We start from the raw sequence: 21,776 nt of genomic DNA, 5'->3' as shown, positions 1-21,776 counted from the left end.
GAGGTCCTATGGCTATGCTCTCGCTATCAGGAGCCAAGCCATGCAACGACAAACGACGACCCGCTTCCGTGTATCCGGAATGGATTGTGCCGCTTGCGCGTCGAAGGTCGATACCGCAGTGCGCCGGATGGCGGAGGTCGAAGACGTTCAGGTCTCGGTGGTGTCGGGTTCGATGACAGTCCTGCACGGGCCCGGCGCGAACCTTGGAGAGATCGCAACGAAGGTGAAATCGCTGGGCTACGAAGCTGCTCTTCTGGCGGGAGCCGAGGGCAAGAGTACCCGCGATCCGGACGCAGTGACCGGCAGCGCGGCCAATGTCTCCCATCATGCGGAAATCGACCCGGAAGGAGCTTGGTGGTCGGGACGCAAGGCGCGGCTGACGATTGCCTGCGGCCTCGCTCTGGCTGTGGCTTTCGTCTTCTCGTATCTCGTTCCGGCCACGCAACCCTGGGGCTTTATCCTGGCCATGTCGGTGGGACTGGTGCCCATCGCGCGTCGGGCGGTCGCAGGCGCGGTCAACGGCAGTCCGTTCTCCATAGAAACCCTCATGACGGTCGCGGCGGTCGGTGCCGTGTTCATCAATGCGGCCGAAGAGGCGGCGGTCGTCGTCGTCCTTTTCCTCGTCGGTGAAATGCTCGAAGGCGTCGCTGCCGGCAGGGCGCGCGCGGGCATCCGTGCCCTCGCAAAGCTGATGCCCCGGACGGCCCTCCTCGAGGACGGAGATTCCACGAAAACAGTACCCGCCGATAGCCTTGCGATCGGCAACATCGTGATCGTGCGGCCTGGCGACAGGCTCCCGGCGGACGGAACGGTCGCCTCGGGAGAAAGCACGGTCGACGAGGCTCCGGTAACCGGTGAATCGGTGCCCAAGCGAAAGGAAGAAGGCGACAGGGTCTATGCTGGAACGGTCAACCACGACGGCGTGCTGCGCGTCGAGGTGACGGCGGGTGCCGCCGACAACACGATCGCCCGCATCATTGCACTCGTCGAAGAGGCGCAGGAATCGAAGGCTCCGACCGAGCGCTTCATCGACAAGTTCTCCAAATACTATACGCCCGGCGTGATGGTGGTGGCGGCTCTCGTCGCAGTGATGCCGCCGCTCTTTGCTGGGGAGGATTGGGCGACGTGGGTCTATCGCGGGCTCGCGGTTCTGCTGATTGGGTGCCCCTGCGCCCTTGTCATCTCCACGCCTGCGGCGATCGCGGCGGCACTCTCGGCGGGGGCCCGGCGCGGGCTTTTGATGAAGGGCGGTGCGGTTCTGGAAGGCTTGGGAAAGGTCGATCGCGTCGCGTTCGACAAGACGGGAACGCTGACCGAAGGCAAACCAGTGGTCACGGACATCGTGGCCGTTGGCCGTTTGGGCGGCGAGGTTCTTCGGTTGGCGGCGTCGCTCGAAGTCGGCTCGAGCCATCCGCTCGCTACAGCTATCCTTGCCCGGGCCAAAGATGACGGCATCCAGATCACCGCTGCGCAAGAGGCCTCGGCGCTCGGCGGCAAGGGTGTCCAGGGGACGCTGGCCGGGGAAAGGCTGTTCCTCGGTTCGCCCGGTGCCGCAGCCCAGCGCATCGCCATGGACAACGATCTGTCCATGCAGATCGAAGCCCTCAACGACCAAGGCAAGACAGTTTCGGTTCTGATGGTCGGCGACACGGTTGCAGGCCTTATAGGCATGCGGGATGAACCGCGAGACGACGCGGCGGAGGGTGTGGCGGCTCTTCGCGCAATCGGCGCGGATGCGATCATGCTGACCGGCGACAACGCGCGAACCGCCAAGGCGATCGCGCAAACGCTCGGCATCGAGGCACGCGCAGAACTGCTGCCGGAGGACAAGCAACGCATCGTCGCGGAGATGCGGCAGTCGGGAAGCTTCGTCGCGAAAGTCGGCGACGGCATCAACGATGCGCCTGCTCTCGCTGCGGCCGACATCGGTATCGCCATGGGAAGCGGCACGGACGTCGCGCTCGAAACGGCCGACGCCGCCGTCCTGCACGGACGCGTGAGGGACGTCGCCGACATGGTCCTTCTGTCTCGACTGACTTTGCGGAACATCTACCAGAACATCACGATAGCGCTCGGGCTGAAAGCCGTGTTCCTCGTCACGACCGTCATTGGCGTCACGGGCCTCTGGCCAGCAATCCTGGCGGATACGGGCGCGACCGTGCTTGTCACAGCGAACGCGATGCGGCTGCTGTCGTGGCGGGGCAGTGACTAGCCGCAACCCGGCCACGGACCTTCACTCTTGGCGGTGACCCACGACAGGATGTTCGCCGTGGCTGCCTTGGCCGCGCTCGATCGCGAGGCTGACATGTGTGATGCCATGCCTTTCCTTAAGCAGCGAATCGACCTGTTCGCGCACATCCTTGGGCGAGTGGTCGTCGGAAATGACGATGCGGGCCTCGAACGCGCTTGTCTCCTCGGTCACCGTCCAGGCATGGATGTGATAGACGGCGCGAACACCTTCAATCGCTGAAATGTCAGCGACCAGGCTTCGAAGATCAAGGCCCGCCGGCGCTCCCATCATGAGCAGGCGGATGGACGCGCCTATCTCCCGGAACGATTGCCACAGCACGTAGGCCGCGATCATCAGCGTTACGATCGGATCGACGATGCGCCAGTCATAGAGGATGATGAGCGTGCCCGCCACGATAACGCCGACGGAGCCGAGCGCGTCGGATACGTTGTGCAGGAAGGCCGCGCGGATATTCATGCTGCGTTTCGAAAGCGCATAGGTCAGAACCGCTGTCGCGGTGTCGACCGCCAAGGCCAATCCCGCGACCGCGACCACGATCCAGCCTCCCACCGGTTGGGGTTCAAAAAGTCGGAAAACGCCTTCGTAGACGAGATAGAGGCCGATGACGATGAGCGTCGTGTAATTGACGAGCGCGGCTACCGCTTCGGCGCGGCCGTACCCCCACGTCATGAATTCGTCGGCAGGCTTGCGGGCAACCCGCCTAGCTACGAAGGCGATCACCAAGGCCATGGCGTCGCTGAGGTTGTGGATGGCATCGGCGACGAGCGAAAGGCTGCCCGAAACGATACCGCCCACCACTTGCGCGATCGTCAGCAAAAGGTTGACCCCGATGGCCCAAATTACCCGTCGGTCCCCGGAAGCCCCGCTCGCGTGCCCGTGCGAATGCGCCGACATAGCGAATCCTAAGGCCGATGGAAGAACAGGTACTTGATCAAGGCGGCAACCATAAGGATCAGGACGACCAGCCCGAGCAGACCGGCAAATCCCATACCCCACATCATGGTGCCCATTCCGTCCATCATGGTTGGCGTTCCCTTCATTTGGCCGACCGGTCCGTTCAGTCTTTTGCCGGATAGCTGTTGTAGACGGATGTCGAGCCATCGCGGTGGATCAAGGTGACATCGTAGGCGTCGCGTCTGTCGCCATATTCCATGCCGGGTGACCCGACCGGCATTCCGGCCACTGCGAGGCCGACCGCATCGGGTGCTTCGCTGACGAGCCGCTCGACGTCTGCCGCCGGCACATGGCCTTCAATGACGTAGTTGCCGACCTTTGACGTATGGCATCCTGCCAGTTCGGCCGGGACACCGAGTTCGTTCTTCATTTGCATGAGAGACGCCATGGGCAGGTCGGAGACTTGGACAACGTGACCGCTGTCCTCCAGCCTTTTGGCGTAGGCGAGGCAGCAACCGCAGGATTGCGTCCTGGCCAGGTCGAACGTCAAGGCTTCGGCTGCAGCGATGCCCGTCAGGGCGAAAAGAGCGGCAGCGGCCAACGGAATGCGGAATATGCTCATGTCGTTCGGTCCTTTCCGATGAGGCGGCGCAGTTTGGAGATCGTGGTGTCGCGCGGTTCGTGGAGATCAAGCGTTCCGGAGAACTCTCCTTCGCTGTCGAACATCAGGACGCCAGCAGTATGGTCCATCGTGTAGTCGTCTTCCCCGAACGGTACTTTCTCGTAGTGGATCTTGAAAGCCTTGGCGAACCGTTCCAGTTCCTCCGGCGCGGGCCTCAGAGCGAGAATCCGTTCGTCGAAGGAGGTCATGTATTGCGCGAGGACATCGACGGTATCGCGCTCAGGGTCTACGGTCACAAGGAAGGCTTGGATGAGATCGGCATCCGATCCGAGTTCCTCGAACCAGGACGTCATTTCGGCGAGTGTCGTGGGACAGATGTCGGGACAATGGGTGAAGCCCATGAACATCAGCCAGGGCTTTCCGGAATAGGTGGCTTCGGTGACCGTTTCACCCGTATGCGCCGTCATGGTGAACGGCCCGCCAATTCCCGACGTTGAATCCGCGCCTGCCGCAGCTGCGGGCGGCAGTTCATTCGTCATTCGCGGTTGCAACGCGCCGAAATAGACGATGATCGCGACGCATCCGGCAATCAGGCCCCATACCGCGGCGCGGAAAATGCCCATGGCGCTCATTCGTGCGAGGCTCCGTGGTGGTGGTCGGCGGGACGCCCGCCGAACGGGACTAACTCGGCCTCAGCTCTAACGACGCTTCCGTCGGTGAACCGCACGTCGAGGCCGACGCTGCCACCGGCTTCAAGTCCGGCGCTGGGGTCCGCGATCATGAGATGGACGCCGCCCGGCTTCATCTGCAATTCGCTATGACCGGGGATTTGAAACGGTATGGGCGCGGGTCGCATCGAGGCGACACCGTTTTCGATTGTCGTGACATGGATCGAAATCGAACCGAACATCTCGCTTTCGACCGCCTCGACGGCAACGGCCTCGTCCGAACCGTTCCTGATGACGAGATAGCCGGCCATCGAGGGTGCCCCCCGGGGAGGCATCGCAATCTTCGCCTCTTCGATGACAACTTCGCTCTCGGCTGCGAAGGCGAAATCGAGTCGAGCGATCGACCCGGAGGCGATGATGGCGGCGGTCAGTCCTAAACGGAGAAAAAGCATCAAAGGGTTCCTGATCCGGTATCTTGAAAATGCTCTTAAGACCTCTAGCAGGGTGAGGTTCAAGTCCCGGTACGTGTGCTTTCGAAAACCACCGTCCCGAACTGCCTGTTCTGAAACTGGTACGGCTGCTTCGAACGTGTGGCGTGCACTGTTTTGAGGTCGTTGACGCGCCGAAGAGCAAGGCGCATTCTTTGACCTGGGAGTTGGCCATGCTTCGATACGTCGCGTTGTTCCTGCTGATCCCGTCAGTCGCCTTGCCGCATGCAGGCGGCACGCTAGCGACCTGTAATCTGACGTCAGGCGTCAATTTGAAGATCGTTATCCGCCGCGAGTCGGACGGCACCTTCAACGGATCGCGTCTTGCCGAATGCGGTCAGCGAGCGATGACGACGGAAATTGGCGATCGCAAGGCAACCCTTGCCTGCCGATCGGAGACAGCGGCTACCCCGGAGCACCGCTTGGTGATCGACCTCGACTCGGGAGCGGTTTCGATAAATTCGGTAGATGCCGGAATCGTAACCATCGTCGATAATGGGCATTGCGTACTGAAAGATCTCCTCTAGCGGACGAAGACCGCTATCGATCGTCACCGATTGGCTTCCCCGCTGCAAAGCGCCGGAACGCATCCAGCGTTTCAACGCTGACGTGATGTTCGATTCCTTCCGAATCGAGCCGTGCCGTCTCGGGGCTGATGCCAAGGGCACGAAGGAAGGATTCCACCACCTGGTGGCGGTCGCGGCACATCGCGGCGAGCCCGGCACCTTCCTCGGTTAGAAAAATGCCGCGATAGCGCTTCTGCTGGACCAGGCCCTCGGCGGCCAGACGCTTTAGCATCTTGGCTACGGTAGGCTGTGGTATCGGTCGACGGAAGGGCGCTCAACCAGCCTTGGAACGAAAGCGTCGTGATTCCCGCGGGCGAGACCATCTACCTGTCAACCGCACAGCGATATGACATCCTCATCGATACGACGTCGCGAGCGAACGCGAGCAAACGAGGGAAATTCCCCGTGACATTCGAGTTTCAGGACTGGATCAGCCGCCGACGGCAGAACGAAGGTGATGCAGCCTACGAGGGCTACGCCTTTACCACGATCTCCGTCTAGCTCTCGCGCGGCGAAAAGCCTGGAGACTCGCTTGCTCGTCAACAAGACGAAGCCAGATGTGGGCGGGAACAACCTGTGCCTCCATCGATTGGAAAGCGCGCGGCCAGGCTGCAAGAGCTTGCCTGCACGATCACGGATCTACGGAGAAACCTGCATGCATCACATGGACCCAGAGTTGAAACGTTGCATCGATGAGTGCCTGAATTGCTACGGTGTCTGCCTGTCGAACGCGATGGGGCACTGCTTGGAAATGGGCGGCCAGCACACCGAAAAGAAGCACTTCAAGCTCATGATGGCGTGCGCCGAAATTTGCCGGACCGCGGCTCATTTCATGTTGATTGGCTCCGAGCATCACAAACATCTATGTGCCGAATGCGCAGAAATATGTACGCAATGCGCAGATGATTGCGAGCGGGTCGGCGAAATGGACGAATGTGTCGAGGCCTGCCGCCGCTGCGCCGAATCCTGCCGCAGCATGGCTGCCTGATTAGCACTCCATAAGGCCTTAGCGTCTGCGGCAACGAGCCGGGGCCGCAGACGATTCATCCGGCATCAGTGAAGCTTTCGGCCAACTTTCATGACACCCCGGGGATGGAGCCTGCATGGTCGAGTCTCGTCGCTCATCCAACCGGTTGGGGCTCGACGGAAATCCGGAGCCTTGTATCGGCCTCGGATGGAGCGCCTTCCTTCAAGCCCCAGCCCTTCACGATCGCGTAGACCGCTGGGATGACGATCAACGTCAACAGCAACGATGACACCATGCCACCGAGCATGGGCACTGCGATCCGCTTTTGAGATTCCATTTTTGACTCGGCAACGACCGAAATGGGATGGCTTCCGGTCTGTCCGCTTACGGGCAATGGAGTTGGAAAGCGGCCCTTCAGTGGTCGCCGGGCTCGCAACGCAATGCGATACCCAACTCGGGGGTTCAGGCAAACGGTGCATTTACTCGTAAGCTGAGGTGCCGCCAATTCAGTATCAAGACCAGTCGGACTGCCGAGGCATTCCCAATCTGCGCTAGTTGCCACCCAAGGCATAACCCGCGCCGCGCACGGTTCGAATTACGTCCCGAGTTCCCTCAGGGTTCAGGCATTTCCTCAACCTACCGATATGGACGTCGACGGTCCTTTCGTCGATATAGACCGTATTGCCCCAAATGCTGTCGAGCAGTTGTTCGCGTGAGAAGACGCGACCCGGGGCGAGCATCAGAAACTCGAGCAGTCGATATTCCGTTGGGCCCACATGCACCTTCGCACCGGCACGAAAGACTTGGTGCTGTTCCCGGTCCAGCATCAAGTCGTCCACCGTCAGAATGCTCGCGATGACTGCAGGGTTGGCTCGACGTAGGAGCGCCCGAACGCGGGCAACCAATTCGGGAACGGAAAACGGCTTGACCATGTAATCGTCGGCACCCGTCGACAGTCCCCGTACTCGATCCATCTCTTCGCCACGCGCCGTCAGCATGATGATGGGCAACCGCTCAGTCACCGGTCGGATGCGCAAACGGCGGCAGAGTTCGATTCCCGAAAGCGACGGCAGCATCCAGTCCAATACGAGGAGATCCGGAACGGATTCGAGCAGCCTCAGCTCAGCTTCATCGCCGCGATTGACGATTTCCACGGCGTAGTTTTCGGCTTCAAGATTATATCGGATCAATTCGCATAGCGGCTCTTCGTCCTCGACTACCATGATCTTTGGTGCCATCGCCGCCATTGTTCAGCTCCCGGTATGAGTGGTTTCGTCGGTCTTGGGACGATCTGCGGGAAGCTGGCGTCCCGTAGTCATGTAGAAAGCGTTCTCGGCGATGTTCGTCGCGTGGTCGCCGATGCGTTCGAGGTTTTTGGCGCAGAATAGAAGGTGAGTGCAGGCCGTGATGTTGCGCGGATCCTCCATCATGTAAGTGAGGAGCTCGCGGAAAACGGCGGTGTACTGAATGTCGATCCGTTTGTCGTCCGCTCTCAGTGTGACGAGCGCATCAACGTCTTTGGTGACGTGGCTTCGAACGACGCCTTCAAGCTGGTCGCCGACCATCCCCGTCATGCCGGATAACGAATGTGAAAACCGACGTTGCATCGGACCTGCGCCGACAGCCCCCACACGTTTAGCGATGTTTTTCGAGAGATCGCCGATCCGTTCAAGGTCGCTTGCTATTCGGATTGAGCCGATCACTGCCCGCAAGTCTTGCGCCATAGGTTGCCTCTTGGCGATGAGAGCGACGCACCGTTCGTCTATTTCTCTCTGTCTTGCATCCATGACGACATCGTCGGATATAACGCGTTGCGCTAACGGCAGGTCAGCCTCGACCAAAGCACGCGTGGCGTCAGCAAGCATCGTTTGCGCTAAGTCTCCCATGTCGGTTATCAGAAGGTCGATTTTGGCGAGTTCGTCGTCGAACGAAGCTACAATATGCGCGGTCATCATCGGTGCTCCCTAGCGGTCAGCCAAACCGTCCGGTGACGTAGTCCTGCGTCCGCTTGTCGTTCGGTGACGTGAATATCTCGCTCGTCGGACCTTCCTCCACGAGTACGCCGAGGTGAAAGAAGGCCGTGCGTTGGGAGACGCGTGCCGCCTGCTGCATCGAGTGTGTAACGATGACGATGGTGAAGTTTTCGCGCAGTTCGTCGATGAGCTCTTCGATCTTCGCCGTTGCGATGGGATCGAGTGCGGAACAAGGCTCGTCCATTAGGATCACTTCGGGCGCGACGGCGATCGCGCGTGCAATGCAGAGTCGTTGCTGCTGTCCGCCGGAAAGACCGGTTCCGGGCTCGTGAAGCCTCTCTTTGACTTCCTCGTACAGACCGGCCTTTCGAAGGCTGTCGACCACAATCTGCTCCAGATCCGCCTTTGCGGAGGCGCGGCCGTGGATTGTAGGGCCGTAGGCGACGTTCTCGAAGATCGATTTGGGAAACGGGTTCGGTTTTTGGAATACCATCCCCACTTGGGCGCGAAGTTCCACGACATCGATCTTCGGGTCGTAGATGCTACGGCCATCGAGCGTGATCTCGCCCTCGACGCGAGCGATGTCGATCGTGTCGTTCATTCTGTTGAGACAGCGCAGAAACGTAGACTTGCCGCAGCCGGACGGCCCAATCAAAGCCGTGACCTGGTGCTCCGGCACGGCGAGATTGACGTCGAAGAGAGCCTGCTTCGTACCGTAGAAGACGTTGACGTTCTCCCCCCGCATCTTCGGCAGGGAAGCCGGCTCGGTCGTTCTGGTTTCAGGATCAAGAGTCCACTGGGTCATGCGATTCATTCCTCGAAGCCCCCTACCATTTTCTCTCTAGTTTCGATCGCAGGTAAATGGCGATGGCATTCATGAGGATCAGGAAGCCGAGCAGGACGAGGATTGCCGCCGAGGTGCGGGAAACAAATCCGCGTTCGGGACTGTCAGCCCAGATAAAAATTTGCGTCGGCAGAGATGTCGCCGGCTCCATGATTCCGCCAGGCGGAGAGGTAAGAAAGGCGTTCATGCCGATCAGGAGCAGCGGAGCGGTCTCACCCAATGCCTGGGCCATTCCGATGATGGTTCCCGTAAGGATACCTGGGATAGCAAGCGGCAGAAGGTGATGCAGGATCACTTCATGCCGGGATGCGCCGATGCCCAGGGCGGCCTCGCGGATCGAGGGCGGCACTGCTTTGAGGGAGTTGCGCGTGACGATGATGATGGTCGGGAGTGTCATCAATGCCAAGACCAGGCCGCCGACCAGTGGGGCCGAACGCGGGAGGCCGAAGACTTGAATGAAGACGGCGAGTCCGAGCAGGCCGAAAATGATCGATGGCACCGCTGCGAGGTTGTTGATGTTGACCTCGATCAGGTCCGTCCAGCGGTTCTTGGGCGCGAATTCCTCCAGATAGATAGCGGCCGCGATGCCGACCGGAAACGAGATCACGAAGCACAGTAGCAACGCGTAGAACGAGCCAACGATCGCCCCCGCCAGACCGGCCAGTTCGGGGAAGCGGCTGTCGGCATTGAACAGAAGTGCCCAGTTCGCCTTGGCCTCGATCAGCCCGCGGTCTTCCAGCGTCTCGAAGAGAGCAATTTGCTCGTCGTTCAAACGCCTCCGGTTCTCAGGCAAATCCCTGTCGATAACGTCCTTGTATAGCTGGTCGTACGGATCCGACACGGGGACCTGGATTGAGAACGTCTTGCCGATCAAGGAAGGGTCGGAGATCACTTGGTTGCGCAACATCACCTGTGCGCCGTTCGTGACGATCCCTACCGCGTTCCGAAGCTCGGAACGACCATCGATGTCTGGAAACAGCCGCTGGACAGCGTCCGCGACGATCGCTCGGTAATTGCCTTCGGCCGGATTGTCGACCGGCACTTGTTCCGGATCGATGGCCACGTCCATCGTCACGTGTGTCTGTACGAAGGCAAGATAGCCTGTGGATACGAGCGAGGTGAGCAAGATGCCCAACAGGAGAACCGCGATGGAGATCGCCGCGATGCCGTAGAACCGCAGCCGTCGATCGGCCGCGTATCGCTTCTTGCGCAGGGAGCGTGCCGTGCCGGAGTTCCAGTCAATCCTGGCTGCCGCGCGGGTCGTCGTCGTTGGCTCTATCATCGGATTACTCATATTTCTCGCGATATCGCTGGACGATTTTTAGGGCCGCGACATTCAAACAAAGCGTGACGACGAACAGCACGAGACCGAGTGCGAAGGCCGATAGGGTCTTTGGGTTGTCGAAGGCAGTGTCGCCGATCAGCAGAGTGACGATCTGGACCGTGACGGTCGTAACGCCCTCCAGCGGATTTGCTGTAAGGTTGGCAGTCAGTCCGGCCGCCATGACGACGATCATCGTCTCGCCGATTGCCCGACTGGCCGCCAGGAGGATGCCGCCCATGATTCCGGGCAAGGCTGCCGGCACCAGAACCTTAGTGATAGTTTCCGCGGGCGTAGCGCCTAATGCAAGCGAACCGTCGCGCATGGACTGCGGCACAGCCTTGAGAGCGTCGTCCGCAAGGGATGAGATGAAGGGAATGATCATGATGCCCATCACCCCGCCTGCAACGAGCGCACTGTTGGGGGAAATGGCAATACCGAACAGCGAGCCAGTCTGTCGGACTGCCGGCGCGACGGTCAGGACTGCGAAGAAGCCGTAGACAACCGTCGGGACGCCAGCGAGGATTTCCAGGATCGGCTTGACGATGCCGCGAACTCGGCGGTTTGCGAATTCCACGAGGTAGATTGCGGACAGGAGCCCTACCGGTATGGCGACGATCAGCGCGATCGCGGCAATCAGCAATGTACCCGTAAAGACCGGAACGGCACCGAATGCACCGGTCCCAGCGACCTGGTCGGCGCGGATGGCGATCTGGGGCTCCCAATTCAGACCGAAGAAGAATTCGGTCGGCGGAACGAGCCGGAAGAACTGGATCGCTTCATAGGTCAGGGAAACGATGATCCCGAACGTCACGAGAATGGCGAGCGCAGCCGAGGAGATCATGATGATGTCGAGCGCGCGCTCGAAGCTCTGACGGGCACGGTAGCGCGGGGAAATCCGAACCCGCGCCAGGAAGAGGGCCAAGGCCATCATGCATAACGCGACAACGACCATCGCCCAATTGGCAAGGACGGTCCAACTTGCATAGCGTTCGGCAGCGGCTGCGATTTCCGGTCGCGGCTCGGCGAAAATACGACCGGCCGCAACGTTGCGGATTTCGCTGACGAACAGGGAAATCTGGGACGAGCTCGCCCCTTCCGTCAGTGAGGGTGGCAGCGATTGCACGACTAGGGTCCGCACCACTCCGTCCTGGAATAGCAACCATACCAAGACAAGGACGAGAGCGGGCAAGCCGACCCAAATGGCGGCAAACGCACCGTGATAGATTGGTCTGGAATGGACGGCCAGGCGGTCTCCGGCAACGGCAAAGCGGGTTGCGGCGGATCTTCCGACATAGAACGCGGCCAGCGAAAACAAGATGATCGTCAGGAAGAGATATCCGGTCATGGCACCCCTCGAGATGTCGCCAGCAAAGGTTGTTATCCGGGCCGCATAGCGAAACGCGGCCCGGATAACCCAGGGATACGGTTACTGCGTGTAGCGGTCGAAATGCGCACCTTCTGCCACGGTCGTCCGCGTAGTTTCACGCTGTTCGTCCGCGAGCGGGATCAGGCCCCGTTCTTCCAGATAGCCGCCCGGGCCGAACGACTCTTCCGAGACGTACTCTTCCGCGAACTCCTGCAGACCCGGGATCACCCCCCGGTGGGCATTCTTGATGTAGAAGAACAGCGGGCGCGCGACACCGTAGGATTCGTCGGCAATGGTGTCGGCATTCGGCTCGACGCCATCTACGGCGACCGCCTTCAGCGTGTCCTGGTTCTCGAACAGGAACGAGTACCCGAAGATGCCGACCGCATTGTCGTCGGCCTGGAGACGCTGGACAATGAGATTGTCGTTTTCGCCAGCTTCGACGAACGGACCGTCGGTACGCATGCGCTGGCAGACCTCTTCCATCCGCTCTTCTTCCAGAGCGGCGATGGCCTCGAAGGATTCACAGCCTTCTTCCATCACAAGCTCGACGAATGCGTCGCGCGTGCCGGATGTGGGCGGTGGGCCGAAAACGTTGATGGCGGTGTCGGGGAGCGACGCGTCGATCTCGTTCCAGCGCGTATAGGGGTTGGCGACGACTTCGCCATCGACCTCGACTTCAGCCGCGAGCGCCTGGAAAATCTGGGCCTTGGTCAGGTCCATGTCCGGACCATCCTGCGAGATGGCGATTGCGAGGCCGTCATTGCCAATAAGGACTTCGGTGATGTTGTCGACGCCGTTTGCGACGCAGGTCTCGTACTCGCCCTCGGTCATGGCACGCGAGGCACCCGTGATGTCCGGATGTTCCGTGCCGACTCCGCCGCAGAAAATCTGCATGCCACCGCCCGTGCCAGTCGATTCCAGGACCGGTGCCGTGTTGCCCATGTTGGCGAATTCTTCGGCAACCGCCTGCGTATAGGGAAACACTGTCGACGAGCCGACGATGCGGATCTGGTCGCGCGATTGAGCGTTGGCGATGCCAGCGGCCGCGCCGATTGCGATGGCGGCCACAGAGGCCGTCAAGACGAATTTGTTCATGGAGCCCACTCCTGTTCAGAATTTTCTTCTGCTGACGCCTTGCGAGGCGACGGTCTTGGAGTACCGAGTCCATGTAACAAGTGGATGACAGTTAGATTGCGGTCCGAGCGCCTTCAGCCAGCAGTGGACGGGCCAAACCTTCAGTACAGCGCTTCGAAGGATACACGATCCCCCGGCACAAGACGGTCGGTACCCGAAGGCAGCATGCAGATCGCCTCCGCGCTGCCCAAACCAAAAACGCTGGCCGACGATCCGCTGCCTGCCAAGTGCGCTAGCGGCCGTCCGTCATCGTCCTCGCCGACCAAATTGATCGGTAAGAATTCTGTCCGTCCCGTTCGCTTGGCATAGGAAAAGGCGGCAACACCTGTTCTCCATACAGGCCCGGTAGATACATGCCCGGCAATCTTTCTAAGGGCCGGCAGTGCAAATTGGCGGAACCCGACCAAGGCAGCTACCGGATTACCGGGAAGCCCCAGCACCATGAGCTTCCGGAGCCGCCCGATCTTCAAAGGCTTTCCCGGACGCATGGCAACCTTCATCACGTCGAATCGTGCGCCTGCTTCTCGCATGACGCGTGTCACATGGTCAGCCGATCCGGCGGAGACACCGCCCGTCGTGAGCAGGGCGTCGCAGGAGTCTTCCGCTTCGCGGAAGACGCGATGCAGCAATGCAGGATCGTCCGGGACGGTTCCAAGATCGACGATCTCGACCCAGGCATGGGTTGCCAGCATTCCGGACAGGAACATGCGGTTCGAGTTGTAAATCTGGCCGAACGACAAGTCCGCTCCAGGTTCGCGCAGCTCGTTTCCGGTGGAGAGCAGCCCGACCTTTATCCTTCGAAAGACAGAGACCGCAGAGTGGCCGCCAGCCGCCAGCAATGCCGCTCGACCTGCCGTCAGGGTGATGCCGGACTGTGCGAGGCTCTGGCCAAGCCTGACGTCTTCGCCGCGCCTCCGAACATTTTGCCCAGCACGAACCCGACCGAAATGCTCGATCGAATCCTCGACCTGAATGCACTGCTCCTGCACCAGGACGGCGTCGCAGCCCGTCGGCACCGACGCGCCGGTGAAGATGCGTACGGTCTCTCCGCTATCGATGCAGGAAGCGGCAGCATCGCCTGCGCGGGTCTCCGCAACGATACGGTACCGACTTGGTCCTTCGTTCGACCCGTAGGGGCCGCGAACGGCGTAGCCATCCATTGCGGAAGCGTTGAACGGAGGCAAATCCAGACGCGACGAATAATCAGCGGCGATCACGCGCCCGATCGCCGAACCCAGGTCGAGCGTTGTCGTCTGCGCGACCGCGTCGGCAGCCTCCACAGCCATTCTTCGAGCAGCATCCACGCTGACCGCCGGCGCTTTTCCAGCGGCTGCTTCGCAATCGTGGGAAGCGATTGCCGCCCGCGTATTCATTCGGTTGCCGGAACACTTTCGAGGTAAGCGATGATGTTCGACAACTCGTCATCCTTCTTCAATCCCGGGAAAACCATCCGTGTCCCTGGAACCTTCTTTTTCGGATCAGCAAGATACTCGCGCAAGGATGCCTCGTCCCAGACAAGTCCCGCGTCGGCAGCCTCGGTCATGGCGGGTGAATATTTGAAGCTCTCGACGGAGGCCGCCGGGCGGTCCAGAATCCCTTGAAGATGAGGTCCCATCTTGTTGGCTGTAGTATCGATGTTGTGGCACGCGACACAGCGGGCAAAGAGCTTCTTGCCTGCTTCCACATCTTGGGCCGTCGCTTGACCGATACCTGCTGCGAAAATCGCCGGGGCGAAAAACTTGATAAGGTATTTCATCATCTCTCCGAAATGCTGTCGAAAGGGAAACCGCCGCCGGATGATGACGGCGGTCCGAAAATCGGCCCTCAGCCCGCCCTGTATTCCTTGGATTTGAATGAGAGGTGGGCAACCGAAGCGGGGGCATCCGAAATCTTCCGAATGTCGCCCCAGGTCTGCTTGTAGTTCGGGATGTGCAGTTCATTGGTTCCGGCATTGACAACGTTGCCCTGCACGCCCGTCGGATAGCCGAACAGCATAAAGGTTTCCCCCGGCCGGGCCGAGGGCGTCGGATAGACCATCGCCTGCGTTGATCCGGCCTCATTGAAGACTTCCACGAGATCACCTTCCTTGACCCCGACCTTCGACATGTCGTCGGGATGCATTTCGATGAAGGGGAACGGCCAACGATCCATCACTAGATCATTCTCGACGTCGAGATATGCCGACTGCCAGACCAGGTTTGCCCGCCCGTTGTTGATGAGGAACGGGAACCGGTCCTTCTGTTCCTGCTTGCCAGGTGCCTGCAGTCCGCGCCATTCAGCCAGCATGAAGCGAGCCTTGCCGTCTTCCGTCCCGAATTTGCCGTCGGCGTACAACCGCTGCGTTCCGACGATCCGGCCGTTCTCATACGCTGTCGCGGGCTCCTGGAAGCCGTTGTTGCCCATCTCGCGAAGGCGCTCATAGGTGACGAATTCGCCGCCGTTTGCGTTGGCGTTGTATCCGTCCATGAACGCGTCTTCCTCGGTCCGCCAGTCGAAGCCATTGAAGTTCCCAGCGATCTCCGATTTCCCGATCTCCCCGAACACGCGCTGCATGTTGTTGGCGATGCGTGCCGCGATCAGGCAATCCGGCATGGCCTGTCCGGGCGGGTCCATATAGCGTTCGGTCAAACGCATTCGGCGCTCGCCATTCATCGAAGTCAGGTTCATTTCTCCCGAAGTCGCCGCCGGAAGGACCACATGGCATGCCTCGCCGATCTTCGTCGGGACGATGTCCACGTCCACCGCGAAGAGACCGCCGTCGTCGATCGCAGTGACGATGGCGTCAACCATTGCCTCCCGGTCGCCATAGGGGACCGCGTTCATGGCGTCCTTCACCTTGTCGGTGCGCTGCTTGTAGACCCGCTTGAATTCGGCAGCATTGAGCGTCGTCTTGTAGTGGTCGCAACCCCAGATGTGATGGACGCCGCCCTGGCCTTCTATCAGGAGGCGATCGACATAAGCGGCCGGACGTCCCACGTGACCATCGGCCGGACGGACATATCCTTCCTGATGGCCGCCAAGCCGCACTACGCCGCCTCCCGGACGACCGACATTGCCTGTCGCCAGCGCAATGTTCACCAGCGCTCCGTTAGTGCGGTAGTTGTCGTTGCCCCAGATCAACCCCTTCTCGTAGGCGAACATGGTGCGGCGTCTCGCACCACCTTCCTTGGGCTCGGCAATCCAGCTTGCGGCCTTGCGGATTTCGTCGGCGGAAATGCCGGTTATCTCTGCCGCTTCTTCCACTGTCATCCGGTTGCCGTCGCGCGCCGAGGCGAAGTTCGTCAATACTGCCGGGCGGGCGGGATCGGTGCCGTCCCCTGTGCCTAGCTCCGTCGCCGTGCTCGCATCGATGAATTCATGATCGACCCACCCGCGTTCTGCGATTTCAGTGAATATCGCGTTGAACAAGGCGAGGTCGGTGCCGGAATTGATCTGGAGATGAAGGACGTTCTCGGCTCCAGCCTCGGCCTCACAGGCCGCGACGGTGACGGTGCGGCGCGGATCGACGATGATGATGCGTCCGCGGTCGTGAGGCTCGCCCCCGAGTTGCTCGTCCTTCTTGTCCAGGGATGTGCCACGAAGGTTCGGTACCCAGTGGTTCAGGAAATAGTTGGTCTGGGTCTCAAGCGGGTTCGCGCCCACAACCATGATCGTGTCCGCGAGTTCGGCATCCTCGTAGCAGTTGTTGAGTTCGCCCACGCCCATGTCGCGCGTTCCATGGACCTCGGAATTGTAGGCCGGACGATTATGAATCCGGATGTTCTTCACCTTCATCGCGCCGAAATAGAGCTTGCCGGTGCCCCAGGTGTTTTCGTAACCGCCGCCTGCTCCGCCATGGTCGAAGGCGGAAACAAAAAGCGCGTCCTCACCCTTGTCGGCGACGACGCGGGCAGTGACGCGCGCTACCAGATCGAGGGCATCGTCCCAGGATGTCGGCTGCATCTGGCCATACCGCCAGACAAGCGGATCAGTCAGACGCTGCTGCTGGGTGGACCTCGCACGCGAGTAGCTCATTTCGGCCATGCGCGCGCCGCGCACGGATCCCAGTCCCGAGTTGACCACGCATTCCTGGTCAGGCTTGATCACGAGGTGGACGTCGCGCCCGTTCTGCTTAACGATGTTGTACATCGACGGCGAATACCAAGCGTCTGAATCGGCGTACTGCTGCTCCGCGAGGTCAACCCCGAAAACATTATCCGCCGCAGCCGTGCCGCCCTGCTTGTTGATCGGCCACGAGTAGGCGTTGTAGCCGCAACCGACGATGCAATAGTGGCAGGTGACATTCTGCCGGGTCGCATCGGCCGGGATGATCGGCAGGCGATCGATCTGTCTCTTGTATGCCATGACTTCCTCCCTCAGAGCACGTTGGACAAGCGGCCGTAGATGAGTTCATCCACGCCCTCGGCATAGATGTCGCCCTTCTCGTCCACTCGCAGTGCGTATTGCGGCAGGTTCTGGGTTGCCTGGCCCCATATCTGTTGGCCGCCAGCCTCACAGTCGAAGCGGGAATAGTGGCCGGGGCAATTGAGGGTCCGGTCATCGGCGCTGTACACCAGCGGATAGCCCTTGTGCGGGCACACCGTTGAGAACCCGACGATATCTTCGTCCGGACCCGCGCCGCCTTCGACTTTGGTTCCCAGCTTCAACAGGACGCCCGTGGCCGTATCGTCCGGGTAGGCGACGTCCAACGGTTCGTTGACCGTCAGATCGGCGACGTTTGCGAGACGGTTCGACGGGTAAACCACCCGTGCCATGGCGGGAGATGCAGTCTGCGCGACAGCATTGCCCGGAAGAGTTGCCGAGGCGGCCGCGCCCGCGGCAGCAAAAGCGCTGCCCCGCAGGAATTGCCGTCGCCCAGCGTCGATGAGTCTTTCGCAACCTGACATGGTGTCCTCCCACACTGTTCGTCGGGAAGATCACTGCATCCTGCATGCCAGATAGTGAAAGCCCGGAGATCCAACGGTTCGCGAAGCTTTTTGTCGATCCTAATGTGCAAGAAACTGAACAGTCCGTGACCGGCGATGTTCACGTTTCTGAACGTTCACGCTCTCCGATACCGTGCCTCGACATCTTGTTGAACAGTGTCGTTCGGGACACGTCGAGCAAGGTCGCAGCCTTGGATATGTGGCCGGATGTCTCACGCAAGGCGCGTTCGATCTGCCTTCGTTCTGCGGCCTCACGAGCGTCCGCCAATGGCAGGAAGTCGCCTGCTCCCTGGATTGAGGACTTTTCGGGAAAGAGGTCGCCCGGCATAATCCAGTCATCCACTGCCAAGGCGGCCGCCCGTTCGCACCGGTTCCTTAGCTCACGGACATTTCCCCGCCAGTCGTGCTCCAGGGCCATGTCCTCCGCGAGCGCACTGATACGAAACCCGGGCCCGCCACTCCGACTTGCCGCTGCGTCTAGAAACCGATCCATCAGCCAGGTGATGTCCTCGGGGCGGGATCGCAGCGGCGGGATCGAGACCGGCAAGACGGCGATCCTGAAGTAGAGGTCCTCACGGAATCCGCCGCCAATGGAAAGATCGCGATGGCTCGCTGCGACCACGCGTGCGCGGAAGGGAAGTTCCACCTCTCCGCCGACGCGCGAGAAGGAACCGGCCTCGATCAGTCGCAGGAGCTTAGCCTGCATCAAGGGCGGCATATCTCCGATCTCGTCCAAGAAAAGCGTTCCGTCTCCCGCACGCTCGGCGTACCCCAGGTGTCGCTGGACCGCGCCCGTGAACGCGCCTTTTTCGTGGCCGAACAGTTCGCTCTCGAGCAGCTCTGCGGGAATGGCGGCGCAGTTGACGGCAATGAAGGGCGCATTTGCACGCGGAGACAGGTCATGCAATAGACGGGCCGCCACTTCCTTGCCAGACCCGGTTTCACCTGTAACGAGGACCGGAAGGTCGTGCGCCGCGAACTTGCGCACCAGATCTTCGACACGTCGAATTGCAGGCGACTCGCCAAGCACGTAGGAGGTCGGCTCGCGTTGGACTTTGTTCCGGCGGTTGTTCGAAAGCCGTTGCAGGAAGTCTGGCGTCGCAAAGGGCTTCGTCATGAAGTCAACAGCCCCCGCGCGCATCAGCCGGACGGCCTGATCCAGTTCCGCAAATCCCGTAACGAACATGACTGGAGGCGCTTCCGGCTCCTTGGCGAGGCGTTCGAAGACGTCTTCACCCGTCATGTCAGGGAGGCGAATGTCGCACACGACAAGATCGAACTCTCTGGCTCTCGCCAACAATGCTGCCAAAGCGTCTGCGCCGCTCTGCCACCAGACCGTTCGATAACCTTCGATATCAAGCCGCTGGACAAGCGATCCGCCCATGACCGCGTCATCCTCGACAAGGCCGATCAACGGCCGGTCAGGCTGCATCGGCTTTCTCCTCCCGTCCAAACGGCAATTCCAGCGACACTGTCGTGTGTCCTTCCTGCGAAAACGAAATTGAGACCGATCCTTCGACCTCGTCAACCATGCGGCGCACCATCCAGAGCCCCAGCCCCCTGCCGGACTGCAGAATAGGATCAGGATTCCTGTCGGTCAGGATCACGGCCATGTCGGCCGGAATGCCTTCCCCGGCATCGATCACCTCGATGTGGATCCGTCTGGTATCCACGCCAATGTTGATCTGCACCTCGGAGCGTTCAGGCGAGGCGGCAATGGCATTCAGCACGAGGTTCAACAGAGCTTGGCGGACAGGCCCGCTCGGAATGTCTAACTCAGGGTGCCCGGCCCAGTTGAAGCTCCATTCGATACGCTGCTGTCGCCGACGCAGCTCCGGTGCCACCAAAAGGGCGATGTCATCGAAATCTATACGGGAGAGCGATCGGCCCTGTCGTTCCGGACGATAGGTGGACAGCATCGCTTCGACCACCGCCTGAATCCCTTGCAGCCCGCGTTCGATCAGGCTGATCGACGTACGGCGAACCTTTTCGCTCTCTCCATGGGTCTTGAGTGTGTCGACTGCGTTCAGGAGCCCCCCGAGGGGGTTGTTGATCTCATGCGCCATGCCAGAGGCGAGCCGCCCGAGACCAGCCACCTTCTCTTCTTCGACAAGCCGCATCGCGAGATTCTTGCGCTCGCGCTCGGCTTCGACCAGTGCGTTGTAACCCTCGAAGAGTCTCCGGGCCTCTGACGGCGTGCGACCTGCCAGTCCCTCGGAAATTGGCTTGGCGATTCCGGATGCGGCAGCACGCATATGGTCTTCCAGAATCCGCATGGGCCCGATCATCTGACGAACGATGAGGAAGCCGGCCACCCCGAAGAGAAGCGCCAGAACGCCATTGGTGAGCAACAAGGTCATGAGGATCTCGCGACGTTCCTCGAACAGATGAGAAACGTCGAAAGAGACGTGTATCGCGCCCACCGGGAGTCCCTGGTACACGAGATCCCGCCTGGCGTAGCCGACTTCCTGAGACTTTTCGATCTGGATTCCCGTGCCGACATACCGATCCAAAAAGCCTTCGGGCGGTGGTTGGAACGAGGGGATCATCGCCGGGTCGCTGGAAGCAAGGACATTGCCGTCGGTGCCGGTCACGACGGCGTCGATCGGCCTCAAAGCCTCGTAGGCATCGGCGGACCGGTCGAGCGCGTCGAACGTTTCCCAGACGTCCTGCCGCAACACCGCAGGCAAAACCGTCGACGACAGACCATCCAGGTAGGTGCTGGCCAGTCCTTGAATGTGGCTTTCCTGCGTTCTCGACAAACGATCGAGAACACGCTCCGACAGGACGGCGCTGATCGCGACCATCAACAGCGCCACGATGAACGGCACTTTGTAGGTGACAGGTATCTCTCGCCAACGAGCGATCAACCGAACCTCCGGTAGGTTGCGAACTTCGTTGCGATCGCGTCAAACTCCGCAGGATCGCAATGGGCGAATCCATCGAGTTGGAGTTGGGACAGGATCGACGCCGCTTCAGGGTCGTCAGCCATGGCCAGGAGTACATCGCGAAAGTCACGAACCCGTTTGTCGTCTTGCAATCCCCTCGAAGTTGCCAGCGGAGGGAAAGCAAGCCACTCCGATTTGCGCAAGACCTGCGTCTGGTCGACCAGCGCCGGTTCGGTTGCCCGCATGACCTCCCAGACATAACCGTCGACGCTCCCCGACGTGCAAAGGCCTGCAGCGACAGCGCGGATCACGTTGCGATGGCCGTAAGTGAAGATTGTCCGCGGGAAGAAGTCCTGTTCGCGAAGGCCGCTCTCGGCGAGCAGGGCTTGGGTGACGAGGTAGCCGGAATTGGAATCCGGATCCGAGAAGGCATGGACGTCGCCGCGCAGGTCCGTCCAGTCATCAACCGGGCGACCGGCCGGCACGATCAGATAGGACTGATAAAGTGACCGGCCGCGCCATACCGGAGCCGCAAGAAGCTCGAGTTCTTCGCGATACTGGACGTAAGGATAGCCGCAAATCCAGGCTGCATCGATCTGCCCGGAAACGACGAGTGCCGTGATCTCCTGATAGGTGCGGCGGGTGACGAGCTCCACGTCAGTCCCGAGCCTCGCCGCAAAGTAGCTGCGGAGGCGTTCCGTGACCTCGAGATCGTTCGACAAGAAGACGGGCGTCAGGCCGAAGCGGAACGGCGTCGAACCCGCGTGGGCCGTGCGAGGAAATAGCGCCGCAGCGCTCGTCATTTGCAGGAACTCGCGACGCTTCATTCGGACCTCCAGCTTGCAGATTACCGCTTAGGAACG

Annotated in this window: 21 protein-coding genes and 1 pseudogene; 3 read left to right on the top strand and 19 right to left on the bottom strand. The window is 60.6% G+C overall.

What is annotated here, in order from left to right; genetic code table 11:
* Window positions 1–40 precede the first annotated feature (40 nt).
* Window positions 41–2,212, top strand: coding sequence for a heavy metal translocating P-type ATPase (locus tag ALII_RS0110875; RefSeq protein ID WP_029660417.1), 2,172 nt, complete (start codon window positions 41–43; stop codon window positions 2,210–2,212).
* A 21-nt stretch (window positions 2,213–2,233) separates the two neighbouring features.
* On the opposite strand, the gene ALII_RS0110870 is transcribed toward ALII_RS0110875, so the two are convergent.
* The 5 genes from ALII_RS0110870 to ALII_RS0110850 are packed head-to-tail and all read right to left on the bottom strand — an operon-like array spanning window position 2,234 to window position 4,950.
* Window positions 2,234–3,145, bottom strand: coding sequence for a cation diffusion facilitator family transporter (locus tag ALII_RS0110870; protein ID WP_024587342.1), 912 nt, complete (start codon window positions 3,143–3,145; stop codon window positions 2,234–2,236).
* Between the two features lie 8 nt (window positions 3,146–3,153).
* The gene (locus tag ALII_RS22780) at window positions 3,154–3,291 is read right to left on the bottom strand and encodes a hypothetical protein (protein ID WP_162531379.1); all 138 of its coding nucleotides are present in this window, start codon (window positions 3,289–3,291) and stop codon (window positions 3,154–3,156) included.
* 17 nt (window positions 3,292–3,308) lie between these two features.
* Window positions 3,309–3,767 carry a DUF411 domain-containing protein gene (locus ALII_RS23110; RefSeq protein WP_024587341.1) on the bottom strand — a complete coding sequence of 153 codons (459 nt, stop codon included), beginning with the start codon at window positions 3,765–3,767 and terminating at the stop codon, window positions 3,309–3,311.
* Window positions 3,764–4,399, bottom strand: a complete 636-nt coding sequence (locus ALII_RS0110855) for an SCO family protein (protein ID WP_024587340.1) — start codon at window positions 4,397–4,399, stop codon at window positions 3,764–3,766. The genes ALII_RS23110 and ALII_RS0110855 overlap by 4 nt, the downstream gene beginning before the upstream one ends.
* Window positions 4,396–4,950 (bottom strand): copper chaperone PCu(A)C, encoded by a 555-nt coding sequence (locus ALII_RS0110850; protein ID WP_152529595.1) that lies wholly within the window; start codon window positions 4,948–4,950, stop codon window positions 4,396–4,398. The genes ALII_RS0110855 and ALII_RS0110850 overlap by 4 nt, the downstream gene beginning before the upstream one ends.
* 146 nt (window positions 4,951–5,096) lie before the next feature.
* Here ALII_RS0110850 and ALII_RS0110845 point away from each other — a divergent pair, with 146 nt between their 5' ends.
* Window positions 5,097–5,450: a hypothetical protein gene (locus ALII_RS0110845; RefSeq protein WP_152529594.1), complete on the top strand. Its 354-nt coding sequence runs from the start codon at window positions 5,097–5,099 to the stop codon at window positions 5,448–5,450.
* A gap of 13 nt (window positions 5,451–5,463) precedes the next feature.
* Here ALII_RS0110845 and ALII_RS0110840 read toward each other — a convergent pair.
* Window positions 5,464–5,745 (bottom strand): annotated as a pseudogene (locus ALII_RS0110840) (iron dependent repressor, metal binding and dimerization domain protein); the annotation flags it as partial.
* Window positions 5,746–6,144: 399 nt separating this feature from the next.
* Here ALII_RS0110840 and ALII_RS0110830 point away from each other — a divergent pair.
* Window positions 6,145–6,477 (top strand): four-helix bundle copper-binding protein, encoded by a 333-nt coding sequence (locus tag ALII_RS0110830; RefSeq protein WP_024587337.1) that lies wholly within the window; start codon window positions 6,145–6,147, stop codon window positions 6,475–6,477.
* 530 nt (window positions 6,478–7,007) lie between these two features.
* Here the strand turns inward: ALII_RS0110830 and phoB are convergent.
* The 13 genes from phoB to ALII_RS0110760 form a co-directional block, all read right to left on the bottom strand.
* Complete coding sequence (phoB, locus tag ALII_RS0110820; protein ID WP_024587335.1) at window positions 7,008–7,694, bottom strand: phosphate regulon transcriptional regulator PhoB; 687 nt, start codon at window positions 7,692–7,694, stop codon at window positions 7,008–7,010.
* Window positions 7,695–7,706: 12 nt separating this feature from the next.
* The gene (phoU, locus tag ALII_RS0110815) at window positions 7,707–8,408 is read right to left on the bottom strand and encodes a phosphate signaling complex protein PhoU (RefSeq protein ID WP_024587334.1); all 702 of its coding nucleotides are present in this window, start codon (window positions 8,406–8,408) and stop codon (window positions 7,707–7,709) included.
* Between the two features lie 19 nt (window positions 8,409–8,427).
* Window positions 8,428–9,243 (bottom strand): phosphate ABC transporter ATP-binding protein PstB, encoded by an 816-nt coding sequence (gene pstB, locus ALII_RS0110810; protein ID WP_024587333.1) that lies wholly within the window; start codon window positions 9,241–9,243, stop codon window positions 8,428–8,430.
* 13 nt (window positions 9,244–9,256) lie between these two features.
* A complete protein-coding gene (gene pstA, locus ALII_RS0110805) occupies window positions 9,257–10,567 on the bottom strand; it encodes a phosphate ABC transporter permease PstA (RefSeq protein ID WP_244437406.1) in 1,311 nt (436 codons plus the stop codon).
* Window positions 10,560–11,942 (bottom strand): phosphate ABC transporter permease subunit PstC, encoded by a 1,383-nt coding sequence (gene pstC, locus ALII_RS0110800; RefSeq protein WP_024587331.1) that lies wholly within the window; start codon window positions 11,940–11,942, stop codon window positions 10,560–10,562. The genes pstA and pstC overlap by 8 nt, the downstream gene beginning before the upstream one ends.
* Before the next feature lie 81 nt (window positions 11,943–12,023).
* Window positions 12,024–13,061: a substrate-binding domain-containing protein gene (locus tag ALII_RS0110795; RefSeq protein ID WP_024587330.1), complete on the bottom strand. Its 1,038-nt coding sequence runs from the start codon at window positions 13,059–13,061 to the stop codon at window positions 12,024–12,026.
* Window positions 13,062–13,201: 140 nt separating this feature from the next.
* Window positions 13,202–14,473, bottom strand: coding sequence for a gephyrin-like molybdotransferase Glp (gene glp / locus ALII_RS21205; RefSeq protein WP_024587329.1), 1,272 nt, complete (start codon window positions 14,471–14,473; stop codon window positions 13,202–13,204).
* Window positions 14,470–14,856: a cytochrome c family protein gene (locus ALII_RS0110785; RefSeq protein WP_024587328.1), complete on the bottom strand. Its 387-nt coding sequence runs from the start codon at window positions 14,854–14,856 to the stop codon at window positions 14,470–14,472. The genes glp and ALII_RS0110785 overlap by 4 nt, the downstream gene beginning before the upstream one ends.
* A gap of 68 nt (window positions 14,857–14,924) precedes the next feature.
* Window positions 14,925–17,444, bottom strand: coding sequence for an arsenate reductase (azurin) large subunit (locus tag ALII_RS0110780; RefSeq protein WP_024587327.1), 2,520 nt, complete (start codon window positions 17,442–17,444; stop codon window positions 14,925–14,927).
* Window positions 17,445–17,455: 11 nt separating this feature from the next.
* On the bottom strand, window positions 17,456–17,986 hold the full coding sequence (locus ALII_RS0110775) for an arsenate reductase (azurin) small subunit (protein ID WP_024587326.1): 531 nt from the start codon (window positions 17,984–17,986) through the stop codon (window positions 17,456–17,458).
* Between the two features lie 139 nt (window positions 17,987–18,125).
* Entirely contained in the window at window positions 18,126–19,457 is a 1,332-nt protein-coding gene (locus tag ALII_RS0110770) for a sigma-54 dependent transcriptional regulator (protein WP_024587325.1), read from the bottom strand.
* Entirely contained in the window at window positions 19,447–20,895 is a 1,449-nt protein-coding gene (locus ALII_RS0110765; protein ID WP_024587324.1) for a HAMP domain-containing sensor histidine kinase, read from the bottom strand. The genes ALII_RS0110770 and ALII_RS0110765 overlap by 11 nt, the downstream gene beginning before the upstream one ends.
* Window positions 20,892–21,740, bottom strand: a complete 849-nt coding sequence (locus ALII_RS0110760) for a PhnD/SsuA/transferrin family substrate-binding protein (RefSeq protein WP_024587323.1) — start codon at window positions 21,738–21,740, stop codon at window positions 20,892–20,894. Before ALII_RS0110760 ends, ALII_RS0110765 begins: the two co-directional genes overlap by 4 nt.
* Between the last annotated feature and the right edge of the window lie 36 nt (window positions 21,741–21,776).

This window comes from Aliihoeflea sp. 2WW (genome assembly GCF_000497755.1).
Lineage (GTDB): Bacteria > Pseudomonadota > Alphaproteobacteria > Rhizobiales > Rhizobiaceae > Aliihoeflea.
The sequence above is the reverse complement of the archived record's forward strand: the minus strand, read 5'-3'. Positions and strand labels throughout refer to the sequence as shown.